General features: G+C 48.4%; 18 protein-coding genes and 1 tRNA gene. 4 read left to right on the plus strand and 15 right to left on the minus strand.

Translation table 11 applies throughout. The features are described 5' to 3' along the window. Position 1: 1 nt before the first annotated feature. The 7 genes from PRU_RS09420 to PRU_RS09450 form a co-directional block, all read right to left on the minus strand. The gene (locus PRU_RS09420) at positions 2–526 is read right to left on the minus strand and encodes an ExbD/TolR family protein (RefSeq protein ID WP_013063771.1); all 525 of its coding nucleotides are present in this window, start codon (positions 524–526) and stop codon (positions 2–4) included. Further along, on the minus strand, positions 487–846 hold the full coding sequence (locus tag PRU_RS09425; protein ID WP_049769132.1) for a hypothetical protein: 360 nt from the start codon (positions 844–846) through the stop codon (positions 487–489). The genes PRU_RS09420 and PRU_RS09425 overlap by 40 nt, the downstream gene beginning before the upstream one ends. A 20-nt stretch (positions 847–866) precedes the next feature. Further along, positions 867–1,709, minus strand: a complete 843-nt coding sequence (locus PRU_RS09430) for a MotA/TolQ/ExbB proton channel family protein (protein ID WP_013063697.1) — start codon at positions 1,707–1,709, stop codon at positions 867–869. 17 nt (positions 1,710–1,726) lie between these two features. Continuing rightward, positions 1,727–1,814 (minus strand) — tRNA-Ser (locus tag PRU_RS09435). Between the two features lie 5 nt (positions 1,815–1,819). Next, entirely contained in the window at positions 1,820–2,599 is a 780-nt protein-coding gene (locus tag PRU_RS09440) for a TatD family hydrolase (protein WP_013065664.1), read from the minus strand. Then, positions 2,599–3,573 (minus strand): polyprenyl synthetase family protein, encoded by a 975-nt coding sequence (locus PRU_RS09445; protein ID WP_013063494.1) that lies wholly within the window; start codon positions 3,571–3,573, stop codon positions 2,599–2,601. Before PRU_RS09445 ends, PRU_RS09440 begins: the two co-directional genes overlap by 1 nt. A gap of 5 nt (positions 3,574–3,578) precedes the next feature. Beyond that, positions 3,579–4,274 carry an energy transducer TonB gene (locus PRU_RS09450; protein ID WP_041386054.1) on the minus strand — a complete coding sequence of 232 codons (696 nt, stop codon included), beginning with the start codon at positions 4,272–4,274 and terminating at the stop codon, positions 3,579–3,581. Positions 4,275–4,379: 105 nt separating this feature from the next. Between PRU_RS09450 and porQ the strand changes: the two genes are divergently transcribed. From porQ to PRU_RS09465, 3 genes are all read left to right on the plus strand, one after another. Then, a complete protein-coding gene (gene porQ, locus PRU_RS09455; protein WP_041386774.1) occupies positions 4,380–5,324 on the plus strand; it encodes a type IX secretion system protein PorQ in 945 nt (314 codons plus the stop codon). Then, positions 5,321–6,010, plus strand: coding sequence for a (d)CMP kinase (gene cmk, locus PRU_RS09460; protein WP_013064051.1), 690 nt, complete (start codon positions 5,321–5,323; stop codon positions 6,008–6,010). The genes porQ and cmk overlap by 4 nt, the downstream gene beginning before the upstream one ends. Before the next feature lie 95 nt (positions 6,011–6,105). Beyond that, on the plus strand, positions 6,106–7,494 hold the full coding sequence (locus tag PRU_RS09465) for an OmpP1/FadL family transporter (protein WP_041386055.1): 1,389 nt from the start codon (positions 6,106–6,108) through the stop codon (positions 7,492–7,494). Between the two features lie 9 nt (positions 7,495–7,503). Here PRU_RS09465 and folK read toward each other — a convergent pair whose 3' ends face one another. From folK to PRU_RS09495, 6 genes are read right to left on the minus strand one after another with little or no spacing between them, the layout of a single operon-like run. Beyond that, entirely contained in the window at positions 7,504–7,926 is a 423-nt protein-coding gene (folK, locus tag PRU_RS09470) for a 2-amino-4-hydroxy-6-hydroxymethyldihydropteridine diphosphokinase (protein WP_013064548.1), read from the minus strand. Positions 7,927–7,943: 17 nt separating this feature from the next. Continuing rightward, positions 7,944–9,008 carry a tRNA preQ1(34) S-adenosylmethionine ribosyltransferase-isomerase QueA gene (gene queA, locus PRU_RS09475; protein ID WP_013063116.1) on the minus strand — a complete coding sequence of 355 codons (1,065 nt, stop codon included), beginning with the start codon at positions 9,006–9,008 and terminating at the stop codon, positions 7,944–7,946. A 17-nt stretch (positions 9,009–9,025) separates the two neighbouring features. Continuing rightward, on the minus strand, positions 9,026–9,730 hold the full coding sequence (truB, locus tag PRU_RS09480) for a tRNA pseudouridine(55) synthase TruB (RefSeq protein WP_013065226.1): 705 nt from the start codon (positions 9,728–9,730) through the stop codon (positions 9,026–9,028). Beyond that, a complete protein-coding gene (locus PRU_RS09485) occupies positions 9,727–10,530 on the minus strand; it encodes an undecaprenyl-diphosphate phosphatase (RefSeq protein WP_013064239.1) in 804 nt (267 codons plus the stop codon). Before PRU_RS09485 ends, truB begins: the two co-directional genes overlap by 4 nt. Positions 10,531–10,570: 40 nt before the next feature. After that, the gene (locus tag PRU_RS09490; RefSeq protein ID WP_013063608.1) at positions 10,571–10,795 is read right to left on the minus strand and encodes a DUF3098 domain-containing protein; all 225 of its coding nucleotides are present in this window, start codon (positions 10,793–10,795) and stop codon (positions 10,571–10,573) included. 34 nt (positions 10,796–10,829) lie between these two features. Continuing rightward, positions 10,830–11,708, minus strand: coding sequence for a cell division protein FtsX (locus PRU_RS09495; RefSeq protein WP_033149681.1), 879 nt, complete (start codon positions 11,706–11,708; stop codon positions 10,830–10,832). An 89-nt stretch (positions 11,709–11,797) separates the two neighbouring features. Here PRU_RS09495 and PRU_RS09500 point away from each other — a divergent pair, with 89 nt between their 5' ends. Next, the gene (locus PRU_RS09500; RefSeq protein ID WP_013065087.1) at positions 11,798–12,574 is read left to right on the plus strand and encodes a radical SAM protein; all 777 of its coding nucleotides are present in this window, start codon (positions 11,798–11,800) and stop codon (positions 12,572–12,574) included. A gap of 289 nt (positions 12,575–12,863) precedes the next feature. Here the strand turns inward: PRU_RS09500 and PRU_RS09505 are convergent, their stop codons facing one another. Beyond that, entirely contained in the window at positions 12,864–13,430 is a 567-nt protein-coding gene (locus PRU_RS09505; protein ID WP_041386057.1) for a hypothetical protein, read from the minus strand. After that, positions 13,405–16,527 (minus strand): RHS repeat domain-containing protein, encoded by a 3,123-nt coding sequence (locus PRU_RS09510; protein WP_013064495.1) that lies wholly within the window; start codon positions 16,525–16,527, stop codon positions 13,405–13,407. The genes PRU_RS09505 and PRU_RS09510 overlap by 26 nt, the downstream gene beginning before the upstream one ends. Positions 16,528–16,563: the final 36 nt, after the last annotated feature.

Raw genomic sequence — 16,563 nt, forward strand, 5'->3', positions numbered from 1 at the left:
CTCATTGGGCACCTCCTTCCTGGGCTATCTGCCCTTCGCTGATACGTTGTGGATAGTACTCGTTGATCATCTCGCGCTGTTCGGCATTACAGGTCTCGTAGGTACAGCCATAGTGCTTCTGCGCATACTCTTGGCGCAGAGTATGATAGGCGCCCACAATGGCATCCTGCATACTGAAATAGGCCTCATAGGTGGTCTTGGCATCGGCTTCGATCTGCACTACATGACCAGTGCGGTTCACCATGGCCAACGTACGTACCTCGGCTGCCAGTTGTTGCAGTGTCACAGGTTTGCCATCACACGAGAGTTGGTTCTGTGCATCCAGCTTAACCTGCATCACATTGTTGCGATTGATATCCTTAGGTGTCTCGTGTTCCAATGGCGGTGGTGCCATCTGACGCATCAATCCCTTCTCCGTGTCCATCGATGAGGTCACGAGGAAGAAAATCAACAACATAAACGATATGTCGGCTGTTGATGTGGTGTTCAGCTCCGGAATTTGCTGACGATAGCGCTTACGAAACATCCGATAATCAATATAATAGAGGTATATATAAACATATCAGCGGCACGCAACCAGAAGCCATCGGTAAGCCACGTGCCATTAGTAAGGATGGGCTTGGTAGAACCTAAGGCAAAGGTAACCACCATGATGAGCACAAAGCCCACAGCCACCAGCCATCCAATGCGCCCTGCAGGCACACCGTTAACCACATCGCTGCCCTTACGACGGTTGCGCAAACCATGCCATACCGAATAGGCAGTTACACCTATGGCAGCAGCTAATATTATATACATCAGCCACAGCATCACATCGGCAATAGCAGGCGAAATAAAACTATTCATCACTATTCACTCTTCACTATTCACTCTTCACTCTTTGTCTTCCACTCAGCAATCAGGTCGAGCAGTGTAATGGCAGCTTCTTCCATCTGTGCGGTCAAACGTTCAATCTTTGAGAGGATGTAGCTGTAGAACAGCTGCAATACCAACGCTACTATAATACCAAAGATAGTGGTAATGAGCGCCACCTTCATACCCTGAGCCACGATGGTTGGACCGATATCGCCTACTTGCTGAATCTGGTCGAAGGCCATCACCATACCAATCACAGTGCCCAGGAATCCGAGCGATGGTGCCATGGCAATGAAGAGCTTAATCCACGAGCAACCTTTCTCAAGATTAGCAGTTTGCAGACCACCAAAGTTGGTGATGCTACGCTCGATGGCATCCATGGGCTGTTTGATATGCAGCAATCCCTGATAGCACACTGAGGCTACAGGACCACGGGTGTTACGACAGAGTGTTTTGGCACCCTCTACATCATTGGCCTTCAGGCGCTGTTCGATATCTGCCATCAGCTGATGACTCTTAATCTCGCTCAGTGTCAGATAGATAATACGCTCAATGCAGAATGCCAGACCCAGCACTAAGGCCAGGGCCACCAGCGACATGAAGGCTACGTTGCCATCAACAAACTTGGTCTTCAGCTGTTTGTGCAGACCACCACCCTCTTCAGCCTCATCGCCTGTAAGAGCTTCCAACTCACCATCCATCACGGTCATGGAGTCGGTAGCAGCCACAGAATCGGCAGGCACCACAGCAGCAGCGCTCTTAACACTATCAGCTGCAACTGCGGACTGAGCGAAACAGGTTTGCGAAAAACTAAGCAGACCTATCAGTGTAAATAGAAAAACCAATCGTTTCATATATATTTCTTAATCCGCGGAGAGAACAGGATTCGAACCTGCGAGCCGGTTTTGCCGGCTACACGCTTTCCAGGCGTGCCTCTTCAACCACTCGAGCACCTCTCCTTATTTCAAACATTTATATTTAATACTCTTCTACAATTCTCATTTGTTGCTGTCTCAACCTCTTCCTCGCTTACCTGATAGGCCTCGGCCAACTTCTTCAGCACGTAGGCCACAAAGGCGGGCTCGTTCCTCTCGCCACGCTTAGGCACAGGGGCCATATAAGGGGCGTCGGTCTCGAGTACCAATCGATTCAAAGGCACCACAGCAGGCAGCACCTCAGGCAGATGCGACTTCTTGAAGGTTGACACGCCACCAATGCCCAGCACAAACCTGTCGAACTGCAACAGTTCCTTGGCCTCGAGTTCATTACCCGTAAAGCAGTGGAACACGCCACCTGGCAACTGGTCCTTATAGCGTTTCAAGATGGCTACCATCTCGTTCTGGGCCTTGCGACAGTGAATCATCAGCGGCAACTGCAACTCAACCGACCATTTTACCTGCTCCTCGAAAGCTAACAGCTGCTCCTGCTCAAACTCACGACTCCAGTAAAAGTCCAGGCCCACCTCGCCAACAGCAATGGGTTTTACACCATCCTGCTGGAAGTAGGTTTTTATCTGATCCAGCACCTCCTGCCAGTCGGCCTTCACATCCTCGGGATGCAAGCCCAGCATGGGATAGCAGTAGTTGGGATAGCGCTTGCAAACGCTGATAACAGTATCGAGCGACTGCAGATTGATGCCTGGCACACCGATGGCTTGCACGCCAGCCTCGCGAGCACGTGCAATAACTTCGTCGATATCCTCAACGAACTCTTCACCATCAATATGACAATGCGTATCTATCATTAGCTCTGACGTTTCATCATTTCGGCAGCGTAAGCCTTGATCTCAGCCTTGCGCTCTTCGCTAGCGCTCACCTTTGTCAGGTAAACCAGACTCTCCTGGTAGTACTGCTCAATCTTCTGCTCACACAGCTTACGGATACCAATCTCGTTGTACAGGTTGGTTACTGCAGCCACCTTTTCGTTGCGGTCGAACTCCTTGGCCTCAACCCACTTGGTGAGCTCTTCACGCTGGGCAGGAGTAGCGCGGTTAAAGGCATTGATGAGCATATAGGTCTTCTTGTTCGAAGTGATGTCGCCACCAATATTCTTGCCAAACACAGCGGGATCGCCATACACATCCAGCAAATCGTCCTGCAACTGGAAGGCCAGACCTAACTTCTCGCCGAACTTATACATATTCTCGATATCCTCGGCTGGGGCATCAGCCATAATAGCACCCACCTTACAAGCACAGGCCAGCAGCACGCTGGTCTTCAGACGGATCATCTCAATATACTCATCCTCGGTAACATCGTTACGCTGTTCGAACTCTACATCCAACTGCTGTCCCTCACCAATCTCGAGTGTGGTCTGGATAAACACCTTGAATACAGCAGGTAGCTTAGCAGGATCGCAATCCTCTACACGCTCAAAAGCCTGAAGCAACATGGTATCGCCCGACAAGATAGCACGGTTGGCATCCCACTTCTTGTGTACAGTCTCATGTCCACGACGCATATCAGCGTGGTCCATCAGGTCGTCGTGCAGCAGAGTAAAGTTGTGGTAGGTCTCCAGTCCGAGGGCCTGAGACATAATGCTCAGTGGATCGTCTTTATAGAGATTGTACGCCAGCATGGTGAGTACTGGACGTACACGTTTTCCGCCGATAGACAGTACGTACTTAATGGGGTCGTACAACGAGGCAGGCTGGCGATCGTAAACCAGATTATCGAGGGCCTCATTCACTTTCTTCAGTAGATCTTCTGATTTATACATATCTTTTATAAATTAAATACAATAGGAATACACACCATCGTGCGACAGGGCTTGGCATTCATCATACCGGCCTTCCACTGTGGCATGGTCTTGAGCACACGCATCACTTCAGCATCGCAGGCAGGCTCCAGGGGCTGTACCACCTGCAGGTCGCTCAACGAGCCATCCTTGTTAACAACAAACTGTGCCACCACTCTGCCCTTGATTTTTTTCTGTTGGGCCGAGGGGGGATATTTCAGGTTCTGCGTGAGCCACTTCATAAACTCGACGGCACCACCAGGGAACTGCGGCAGGTCTTCAACCACGCGGAAGTCGATGGGTTCGTCGTACATATCCACTACCTGAGGCTTCTCTTCGGCAGCCTTCTCGGTGGGTTCTTCTTGTTCGGTCTCTTCCTGCAGGATGGGTTCGGGGGGTAGCTCCACATCATTATCCACCAAGTGTAGCTGCTCGCTCTCTTGTTTTTCAACTTTCTTTTCCTGAGGCATCATCATCGGCACTTCGTCCTTATCGCGCTTCAGGGGCGAGAGTTCCACCTCGGCTTCCAGACTGTCGTCGTCATCAAAAAGCGCCCAGCCAGTATCGCCACTGTTCCACTCGAGTAGCACAAACAGCGTGGCCAGCACCACAATCAGTCCCAGCAGGAACCCCTGTGTGCGTTTCTGTTCCAAATCCGCTTCGCTACTCTTCTTGATTTCCATCTACAGTTTCATTAAACCGAGTGCAAAGATAGTATTTTTTTCTGTATAAATAGATATATATTAAGTTTTTTTGCTAACTTTGCGACCAAATTAGGAGAAATGAACATCAGAAACGTCGTTATCACCATCCTACTCACGTTTTGTACCTGTACCACTATGGCACAGGAAAGCAAAACCGTGTACAATTTCCTGCGACTGCCCGTGAGTGCGCATGCTGCAGCATTGGGTGGAGAGAACATCACACTGACCGACGACGACGCCACACAACTGTTCCACAACCCTGCCCTTATCAGTGGGGTTACCGACAAGACACTGAACCTGAATTACATGACGTATATGGAGGGGGCCAAAACGGTGAGTGCCTCGTTTGTACGTCTGACAGGCGAACGTGCCTCGTGGGGTGTATCGGCACAACTGATGGACTATGGCCGCATAAAGCAGACCTCGTTTGCCAACGAGGACCTAGGCGACTTCTCGGCCCGCGATATTGCCATTGGTGGCACGTTTGCCTACGAGCTGACCGAGCGTATCAGTGGTGGTATCACCGCCAAGTTCATTACCTCAACCATTGCTGGCTACAACTCCTTAGGCGTGGGCGTGGATTTAGGTTTGAACTATCTCGACGTGGAGCGTGGCTGGAGTGTTTCGACTGTGGCACGTAACTTAGGTGGACAAATCAAAGCATATGACGATGAGTTTGAACGCATTCCCTTTGACTTGCAAGTGGGAGCCAGCAAGCGTCTGCTTAACTCGCCCCTGCGTTTCCACGCCACTATGAGCCGACTTACCGACTGGAGCGAGGGCATCGGGCGCCATTTAGCCATCGGTGCCGATGTACTGCTTGGCGAGAATATCTACGTGGCAACCGGCTATAACTTCCGCAAAGCCAGCGAGATGAAGATTACCGACAGCGAAGGATCGTCGGCCCACGGCGCAGGACTCACCTTAGGTGCAGGACTCTCGCTGCAACGCTTCAAGCTCCACTTAGGCTGGGGCAAATATCATGTCAGCACATCATCGCTAATTATTAATATATCATACACATTATGAAGAAGATAACAATTGCAATCGATGGCCACAGCTCGTGCGGTAAAAGCACAATGGCCAAGGACCTGGCCCGCGAAGTGGGCTATGTATATGTAGATACAGGCGCCATGTATCGCAGCGTAACACTCTACGCCCTGCGCCACAATCTGTTTAATGCCGATGGCAGCGTAAAGACAGCCGAACTGGAGCAGCAGATGCCACAGATACAGATTTCGTTCAAGTTCAATGCCGAGACCGGCCGCCCCGACACCTATCTTAATGGAGAGTGTGTTGAGAAGGAAATCCGCAGCTTGGAGGTGAGCAATCATGTAAGTCCCATTGCAGCAGTAGGTTTTGTACGTACCGCCATGGTTGCCCAACAGCAACAGATGGGTAAGGACAAGGGTGTGGTAATGGACGGTCGTGATATCGGTACCACCGTGTTCCCCGATGCCGAACTGAAGATTTTTGTAACTGCATCGGCCGAGGTACGTGCCCAGCGCCGTTTTGACGAGCTGAAAGCCAAGGGCATGCCTGCCGATTTCGATGATATCCTGAAGAACGTACAGGAGCGCGATTATATCGATTCGCACCGCGAGGTAAGTCCACTGCGCAAGGCCGATGATGCCATCGAATTGGACAACAGTTACATGACCATTCCAGAACAGAAACAGTGGTTAATGGACCGTTTTAAGGAGAAAATAGAGTAATAATTGTTCTTTTTCTGCATTTTTCTCGTCATTTTTTCGCTTCTTTTGATTTTTTTGGCTACCTTTGCAGCCAAATTTCATTAAGATCTAAAAAAATGACGAGAAAATTAATTGTTTCAGGCCTGCTGGCAATAGCCTCGACAGCCACTGTCCACGCAGGTGGACTGATGACCAACACGAATTATCACATAGCATTCGACCGTATGTTTGCGCGCGGTGCAACGACCGAAATCGACGCAGCCTACAGTAACCCCGCCGGACTGGCTTGGGGTCACGAGGGATTCCAGTTTTCATTGAACTTCCAGAAGCCATGGCAGAATCGTGACATCGAGACAACTGTACCAGGTTTCTTAGGCACAGGTTTCCAGCAGAAGTATAATGGTAAGGCTTCGGCTCCCATCGTACCTGCCCTTTTTGCTTCTTACAAGAAGGATCGTGTGGCCTTATCAGCCATGATCGGTATTGTAGGCAGCGGCGGTTTCGTAAAGTACGAAGAAGGCATCCCCATGTTCGAGGTACCCCTCAAGGCCATGCTGGCACAGGCTGGCATGATGCCCAACAGCTACCGCTTCGACTCAGAGATGAAGGGTAAGCAGTACATCTATGGCGGTCAGGTGAACCTGACCTACAAGGTGAACGACAATTTCTCGGCTGCCATTGGTATGCGTGCCAACTACTACGATGGTTACAACCGTGGCCATGTAGTAGCCGACATCCCCAACTATACCTCTTCGACAGCACCTGCAGCCAACATCGACCTGATTAACCTACAGCTCGACTGCATTCAGCGTGGTTGGGGCTTTGCACCTATCGTAAGCTTCGACTACCATGACGGTCCACTCACCATCGCTGCACGATACGAGTTCCGCACAAAAATCAAGACTGAGAATGATACCAAAACACTTTCGGCTCGTATCAAGAACACTGATCCTACCACTGCGAGTGTAATGCCTTACATCGAGGGCGACCTGGCATTGGCACAGTTCGGCGACAAGGTGGCTGCCTATAAGGATGGCGCCGAGACACGTTACGACATGCCTTCGCTGTTTGTAGCAGCCGTAGGCTACGAGTTCTCAGAGAAGCTGCGCGGTACACTGGAGTACCATTTCTTCGACGATAAGCACGCCAAGATGGCTGGCGACCGTCAGAAGGAACTGACACATGGCACCCACGAGATTCTGGCTGGTGTAGAGTACGACATCAACAAGAAATTCACTGTTAGCTGCGGTGGACAACGCACCGACTATGGTTTGGCCGACGGATATCAGCAGAACACATCGTTTGCTTGCGACAGCTACAGCGTAGGTTGCGGTGGTGCCTGGAACATCAACGATAAGATGCGCCTGAACGTGAGCTACTTCTGCTCGCTCTACAGCGACTTCAACAAGAATCAGCAGCAGTATCAGGGCCTGCCCTACGCAGGCACCGACGTTTACAGCCGCACCAACCACGTGATTGGTGTTGGATTAGACTATAAATTCTAAATATCAAATTCAATCTCTAATTTCACCGAGCGGGATCATCACAAAATCGCGCTCAAGCATCAGAGGGTGGGGAATCTGCAAGTCGGGTTCATCCACCCTCAGATCGTCATATAGCAGAATGTCTATATCCATCAGGCGGTCGGCATAATGACCTCCTACCGACTTGTGTGTACGCCCTAACTCGCGTTCAATCTTCTGGGTGGCAAGCAGCACCTGGCGGGGCGTTAGTGTGGTTTCGCATAGCACGCAGGCATTTACGAACTGGTTATCCGACTCGAACCCCCAGGGCTCGGTCGAAATAAGAGAGGACTGGCGCACAACCAGTCCTACTCTTTCGCTGATAAGCGATATAGCGTTGCGGATATTCGCTTCCTTATCGCCAAGATTACTTCCCAGCCCAAGGAATACCCGATGTAACTTTTCACTATTCACTTTTCACTATTCACTCATTAATCGTCCAACATCAACAGGGCATCGCCGTAGCAACCAAACTTATAACCCTCCTTCAGCGCACGCTGATAGCCCTCGTACAGCAGGTCGTAGCCTGCAAACGAAGCCTCGGTCATCATCATGGGTGATTCAGGGTGATAGAAATTACCAATCAGTGCATTACACAGTCCGAACTCGTATGGAGGGAAGATAAACTTGTTGGTCCATCCCTCAAACTCCTTCAGCATACCATCGGTACCTACGGCACTCTCGGTAGCACGGGCGGTGCTCACACCTACGCAGCACACACGGTGTCCTTCCTCCTTGGCCTTGTTTACAATCTCACAAGCCTCGGCAGGAATAAACATCTGCTCGCTCGACATCTTGTGCTTGGTCAGGTCCTCAACCTCGATAGCATCGAAGTTACCCAGACCGCAGTGCAGGGTGATAAAGGCAAAGTTGATACCCTTAATCTCCATACGCTTCATCAGCTCACGACTAAAGTGCAAGCCAGTGGCAGGTGCAGTAACAGCACCCTCGTTCTTAGCGTAGATGGTCTGGAAATTAGTCATATCCTCCTCGGTAGCAGGACGACGGTCGATAATGTAGCGTGGCAGTGGAGCCTCGCCCAAACCGAACAGCATCTGCTTGAATTCATCGTGTGGACAGTCGTAGAGGAAACGCAGCGTACGGCCACGGCTGGTGGTGTTATCAATCACCTCAGCCACCATAGGACCATCTTCCTCGAAAAAGAGTTTGTTGCCGATACGAATCTTACGGGCTGGCTCTACAAGCACATCCCACAAGCGCTGGTCGGCATTAAGCTCGCGCAGCAAGAACACCTCAATCTTGGCATCGGTCTTCTCCTTGGTACCGTACAAACGGGCAGGGAACACCTTAGTGTCGTTGAAGATGAATGCATCGTCCTCGTCAAAGTAGTCGAGGATGTTACGGAAGTCGAGACCACTCTCGATTCGCTTACTCTTACGATGCAACACCATCAGCTTGCACTCGTCGCGATGGAAAGGTGGCTCAAGTGCAATCTGCTCTTCAGGTAACTTAAACTTAAACTGTGATAACTTCATATTTTAATGTTTAATCTTTAATCATTAATGTTTAATTTCTCTTCAAGCCAGGCTGGGAACTCATCGAATGTGAGACAATCCTCCAGTCTGACGTCGCCCACGCGAGTGCGGCACAGGGCAGTAAGATGTGCGCCGCTGCCAAGGGCCTCGCCAATGTCGCGAGCCAGCGAGCGGATGTAGGTACCCTTACCGCATCCCACACGTATCTGCAGCTGCATCTTTTCGGGATCGAAATCAATGATTTCTATCTCATCGATATGCACTGGCTTCTCGGCCAACTGGTGGTCGCTACCCTTGCGTGCCAGTTCGTAGGCACGGTCGCCACCTACCTTACAGGCCGAAAACAGCGGTGGTCGCTGCATAATATCGCCCACAAACCTGGGCAGTGTCTGCTCAATCAGCTCACGGGTGATATGCGCTGTGGGGTAAGTTGCGTCCACCTCATGCTCCAAGTCGTAACTGGGAGTGGTGGCACCCAACTGCAGGGTAGCCGTATACTCCTTTGAGTGCAGCTGCAAAGCCTCAATCTGCTTGGTGGCCTTACCGGTGCACAGCACCAGCACACCTGTTGCCAAGGGGTCTAAGGTGCCGGCATGCCCCATTTTCACACGTTTCACATGCAGTCGTTTGCTCAGCACATAACGGATATGCGCCAGCGCCCCGAAACTGCTCATACGATAGGGCTTGTTGATATAGATATATGCGCCTTCCTGAAAGTTCATCGGGTGAGCTGATAAATGAGCACTGTTACACCGATGATGGCGCAATAAATTCCAAAGTAAACCAGCTTACCCTTCTTAACCAGGTTAATCATCAGCTTGCAGGCAAAGCAACCCGACAGGAATGCAGCCACAAAACCAACAATCATGGGGAACAAGCCGATGCTATCGCTTACTACCTCGTCGCCCTTCATGGCCTTCAGCACATCCAGCAGGGCCTCGCCCAGGATGGGAGGAATCACCATCAGGAATGAGAACTGAGCCAGCTTCTCCTTCTTATCGCCCAGCATCAAACCGGTAGCGATGGTAGAACCCGAGCGCGACAGTCCTGGCAGTACGGCACAAGCCTGAGCCACACCGATGACAAAAGCATCCCACATAGAGATATGCTCCTTTACACGGGGCTTGGCATAGTACGAGAAGATAAGCAGTACCGAGGTAACGCACAGCATCACACCTACAATCAGCAAGCCTGCGCCAAATGCCTCTTCTACCTTATCCTTAAAAAATACGCCTATGATGCCTACGGGAATCATCGACACCACAATGTTCAGGGCATATTTTGTTTCGTCGTTCATCTTAAACTTAAACAGTCCCTTCAGTATCCAGTCGATCTCCTTCCACAGGATAACCAGCGTACTCAGCACGGTAGCCACGTGTACAGCAACAGTAAACTGCAGGTTGTCGGCACCATCGATACCGAAAAAGTTTGAGAGAATAGTCAGGTGTCCACTCGAACTAACAGGCAGATACTCTGTGAGTCCCTGCACCAAACCAAGAATCAAAGCTTGAATCCAATCCATATTTCAATTTTTACATTTTCTAATTATTACATTTACCCTACTAGTCTTTTGGTTTACGAACTACGGCATAAATCATCGACACGAAACCGAACAAACATACCACGGGTGCCACCTTGGTGCGACGCACACTAAAGATATCGGGTTCGAATGCGGTATCGGTAGAATTAGGACCTACCATCAGCAAAAAGCCAATCACCACGATGGCCATGCCGATTGCCAACAATATAAAGTTGGTCTTATCGAATGCAAAATTCTTCTTATCCATATTTCAATTTTTACATTTTCTAATTCTTACATTTTTAAATCTTGTACAGTTCTCCTGCCGACATACGCAGGAACTTGTTTACCGAGATATACGAGCATGCAGCGGTAATAATAATACCAAACAGCAGCACAGCCACAGCCGTAATCGTAAGCTCGCGCCAGGTAATAATGCTGATAATGTTGGGCTCGTAGTAGTAGAGCGCATACATGCAGCCACCCAACACAGCAATGGCTATCAAGGCAGCTATCACACCCACCAACAGCGCCTGCTTCATAAACGGCTTACGGATAAAGCCCCACGAGGCACCCACCAGCTTCATCGTATGAATGATGAAACGGCGCGAGTACACACTCAGTCGTACGGTGTTGTTAATCAGCGAGAACGATACAAACGTCAACAGCACGGCCAGCGCCAGGAGCACCAGATTAACCTTGGTAAGATTGCGGTTCACGCTGTCCATCAAGTCAACCTGATAGGCCACATCCGTAATCTTCGGATTCTTCTGCAGCTCGCGGGCAATCCACTTCAACGAGTCGCGGTTGGCATAATCCGAATGCAACTGCAGCTCAAGCGTGGCTGGGAACGGGTTTACGCCTAAGAACTCCGAAGGGTCGGAGCCCATAGCCTCGCTCTGTTCCTTCAGAGCCTGCTCTTTACTAATGTAGTCGATGTTACGCGAATAAGGACGATGATACAGGTCGCGACACAACAGTTTTGCGCCGTTAACCGATACATCATCGCTCAGCATCACCGTCACTGTAAGGTTCTCCTTCACCCATTGTGACAGATTACGAGAGGTTTGGACTGAAAATACCACCAGTCCAAGCAAAACCAGAACCATCGCTGTACTAATGCAAAGTGTTACCAACTGCACACCACGACGGTTGCCAGCATCTTTTTTTCGTTTTTTCATTAATTTACGTACGTAAAAATTCGAATTCGGCTGCAAAGATACTATTTTTTTTCTTTATCACAAAAAAAAAGTGTAATTTTGCACCCGTTATGAGTACAATTATCTATCCATCGCCCATTTTTGGGCCTGTTCACAGTCGCCGACTGGGCATTTCGCTCGGTATCAACCTGTTGCCAGCCGACGGTAAGGTGTGCAGTTTCGACTGCATTTATTGCGAGTGTGGTTTCAACGAGGACCATCGCCCCACCCTGCCCATGCCAACACGCCAGGAGGTGATTGAGAAGCTCGAGGCCAAGTTGCAGCAGATGGTGACCGATGGTCAGTTGCCAGATGTACTGACCTTTGCCGGTAATGGCGAGCCCACCTGTCATCCGCATTTTGCCGAGATTATCGATGATGTCATCCGCCTGCGCAATCAGTATTGCCCCCAGGCCAAGGTATCGGTACTCAGCAACTCAACCATGATTCACCGTCAGCAGGTACACGACGCCCTGATGAAGGTGGATAACAACATCTTAAAACTCGATACCGTTGATCCTTTATATATTAATAAGGTAGATCATCCCAACGGCACCTACGATGTAGCCCAGATTATCGATCGCCTAAAGGCCTTTAACGGTCATGTGATTATCCAGACCATGTTTATGCGCGGCCAGTGCCAAGGCGAGAGCGTAGATAATACCGGCGAGGAATACGTTGCCCCCTGGTTAGAAGCCGTTAAAGCCATCAAGCCCCAGCAGGTAATGATTTACACCATCGACCGCGAAACGCCCGCCCAAGGCTTAGAGAAAGCCACCCACGAGCAACTCGACACCATCCGCGACCGCGTGATCGCCACCGGCATCCCCTGCACCGCGTCGTATTGAATCCACTTAGCCTTGATGGTCAGCCAGACTCTGACGCGTCTGATAGGAATCCCACAAATGGTCGACAATATCAATATCAAGAATACTATCATCTTGTTTTTAGGTTTAGTATAAGTCTGCCAAGTGACTGTCCCCTGGCAGGCTCAATCTGTGCCAACTACGCCCGCAAAACTCTTTGCCAGTACCCAAAGTGGCGCAAACATCAAGAGGGGCAATATCAATTTTACCTTGTTCATTATATATTATGTCACTCAGGTAAAGAGAGATTGAGAGATTCTTTCCATGATTCCTAATAATTAAAACAATTGTTCCTACCTGTTACAAATTTTAATCTATTAGTATCAACATAGAAACCGTATTTTTTATTTCCATATGGCATTTCGTTGGATTGTTTATAAATTGTTATCGAGTTATTGTTCTTATCCCAAAATCCAATACCTATATATACCGAATCTTCGGAAAGGGGGCGATCCAAGACTACAAATTCTCCATATTTCCCTATAATATTAGTATTGTCGTTTCTATAACAACAAATACGATCAATGTGTATAACACTTTCAAAATTTCCTGATGATATTGTGATACAATTATCCCAGCCAAAGTCAACAGTTACTTTTCCACCTTTATATGGTATGTCTTTAAACGACATTCCTTTGGTAAGAAACAAGGCTTTTCTATATGTTTTAATACGTTCTTCATATGACAAAATAGTTTCATTAATGGTAGCATTTCCATAATCTGACTCTATCTGATCAAGTTGGCAGAATGGATAATATACAAATCGAAACCATAAGATACCAAACGCAAACAAAAACAATAACAATGCAATTCTAAAACCACCAATATGTATTCTCATATTCAAAATTTTTTATTCCAGGTTTATCATTTCCATTATAATTTCCATTAATTGTTGGCTCTTTACCATTTTTAATAGTATGCCATTCTCCTTCTTTGTATCCTTGGGGTGTATTATCCCCAATGCTAATACTAGTATCTGAAGCCACTCCGATACGTCTGTTTGGAGCGATAAATATTATGTCTTTAAATGCTTTATCTCTAGATATTTCTCGCACAACAGCACTTGAACCACATGAATAAAACACTATATGTAGGTCTTCTTTACTTATCTCACCTTTCTGGAATTTATTCCAAGTTTTGGAATTTGCAGAAAGAAAATCATTTAACTGCTTTCCATTTGAGATATAATTATGGTTCCATTCCTTGTTTTCTGTATTATAAGTTTGTATATCAATACTAGATGCAAAACGACTTTTTTCATTTTCGTATACTCCATGAGCAACAATCATAATTGAATTCTTGTCATTATGTGCAACTAAATTTTTAGCAAGTTCTTTGAGAACCGCATTGTCTGCACAATAAGCTCCTAATCCATCGCGTACTTCTTTTCCATTTGGATCAATCAACTTTATAGGATTATTTGCACAGTACGCATACGGACTGACATTATAATACTTTTCTGCCAATGGATCAATTCTATCCCATCTAGCGAGGATGGGGTCATGTTGTCTTGCACCATAGTCATAAGTATTCAATCCATGCATTTTGTCCAATTCCTTGCCGTTATATTTGTAGGGTTGGAAATCTGCGGCTGTAGATTCGGCACATGTGGCACCAAAGGGGTAGTAGTTCGTAACCTGTTGCACGGTGCCACTTGCATTTACCACTTCACGGATGTTACCCAGATGGTCTGGGGTATAATAATAGAACGTAAAGTTATCGCTCGTAGAACTTGTGGCTGATGCCTGAGCGTATCCACCATCGAACAAGTACTTATCAACCTTGCCATTCTTCATAACCAGACTTCCGCCAAGCAGATAGTCTGTTGAATCTGCCTGCAGGATTTGCGATGATGTCAGTTCTGCTGGCTTCACACCCCACGTGCGGCTGATATTTGGCTTGGCGGTATAGTGAACAGCGCGTAACTTCTGCCCCGAAGCAGTATATACATATTTGGTTACACTGCCATTCATAAAATATATCTGCTTTGGATTGTTGTTCAGGTCATAAGTGATATAGGCTATACCGCGGCTCTTATCAGCTTGCAGCGAGCCATTGGCATTGAACTTATACCCAGAGCCGTTGGCCTTCTTGTATTCCATACCCCCGCTGGCGTTATTATCAGAGGCTGACTCAGAAACACTTGATGGCTGGTTACCAGTATAACTGATAGTGAGGTTGTCCATCAATGTACCATTACCATAGCGGGTAAGGCCGGTAATGTTGCCATTAGCATCATACGACATGGATTCACTGTACCTATTCGTATTACTACCAAGTGCATCACCCTCGCCATAGGCCCCCGAGGTCAACCTGTTGGCAGTATCATAGCTGAACTTATAACCACGCTTGGAACTTTGAGTGTTATCTTTCCAGCGGATGCTGCTGATATTGCCATTATAAAGTGTTGTGCCAGGACCGTCGGCATAGAACAGTTCTTCAGTAAAAGAACCTGTGGATATGTTCGTCAACCAGCCGCGCAAATCATAGGTATAACTGATGGCATTTGATGAGTTTGAGCGTCCAACCGTTGACAGCCTGCCCAGGCTGTTGTGGGCATAGCTTACTGAACCATTGGCCGCTGTACCATGGTTTACTGTGAGTGTATGGCTGCTCTGCTGGTTGTTATAGGCATTATAACCGAAACTCTCGCTCACGGTCATGTTGCTGCCATACTTTACATCGATAGTAGATGTGGATTGTGATAGCTTGTTGGTATATGTGTAGCTGCTGGTGTTTGAGATAATCCTGCCACCGATTTCCTTGCTCTTGGAGCTGGTGATATTACCCTTGAGGTCGTACTGCATGGCCTGCGCCAGCTCATCGCCATTGGTGGCTTTAGTAACAACACCTGTGAGCTGTGCTTTCTGCGAGACAGAAGATGAAAGCGTAAGGACTGAGAAACGGGAATTACTACTTTGGTTGCCATCGTAATAGTTGGCTATCTCAAGTTCGGCATTCGTTAACGCAGGGGTATTGCTATAGCCAGTACCAAGCACACCAGTTGAGCCAGAGCTGAATGTTGCATTCCAGACAGTAGAACTATTCAGGCAATTGGTGCACAGTCCCTGCACCACCAGACGATCGAACTTGTCGTAGATAAGAAAGCGGTATTTGTCTGCACTGCGCATCTCGGCATCACGCATACAAATCATCCTGTCGGCACCGTCGTACCAGTATTCTATATAGCCAGCCCCAGGAAGTTGCTTGTAGGTGATACGCCCCCTGTCGTCATAGCGGTATTCATAACCTGTAGCCGCAAGGTTCTTGTCCGACTGGTATTTGGGTGGCAGGACAAAACGCAGATGGTCAAGGTTGTCATAGACATAATAGGTACAAAGACTGCCACCCACACGCTGCATGACAGTATTGCCAAACAGATTTGTGAATGTCTCCACTTCCTTGCCATCAGGGTCTTTCGTTGTTTCTTTTGTCAGGCTGTTAGCGGGATAATATCCGTCCTGCACCAGGCTATTGCCACTCACACCATAGCGGATCACCTCATTGGCTGCATTGGCTGCGTAGGCTATCGTGGCAGGACTGCTGGCATAGGCAGAACCAGGAGTGGTAACAGCAACAGGCCTGTCCAAAGCATCATACTGCGTCCGGCCATAAGGGGTATTCTCACCATAGCTGATACCTGTTGGGGTAGCATAACCTATGGACGAACCGATAGAAACAGGCGCATACTTACGTTCCTCACGTCCTAATGCATCGTATGTTATCGCTGAGTAGGACGTTTGTCCGCCGTCGCCAGTTGTACTCACTGACACAGTAGGATAGCCAAGACCGTTATAGTACTGCACAGACTTCACGGTGCTACCACTCGAATTGAGCACCGTCTCTGTCTTGACATAGTTCTGGTCAGTGCTTTGCGCCAATACACAAACCGGCGCAAACAACAAGAGACCTAATAGCTGTTTTATCTTATTCATCTATTACAAATAGCAATAACAAATCGTCCCCTTATA

It is taken from the genome of Xylanibacter ruminicola 23, assembly GCF_000025925.1.
In the GTDB taxonomy this organism is placed as follows: domain Bacteria; phylum Bacteroidota; class Bacteroidia; order Bacteroidales; family Bacteroidaceae; genus Prevotella; species Prevotella ruminicola.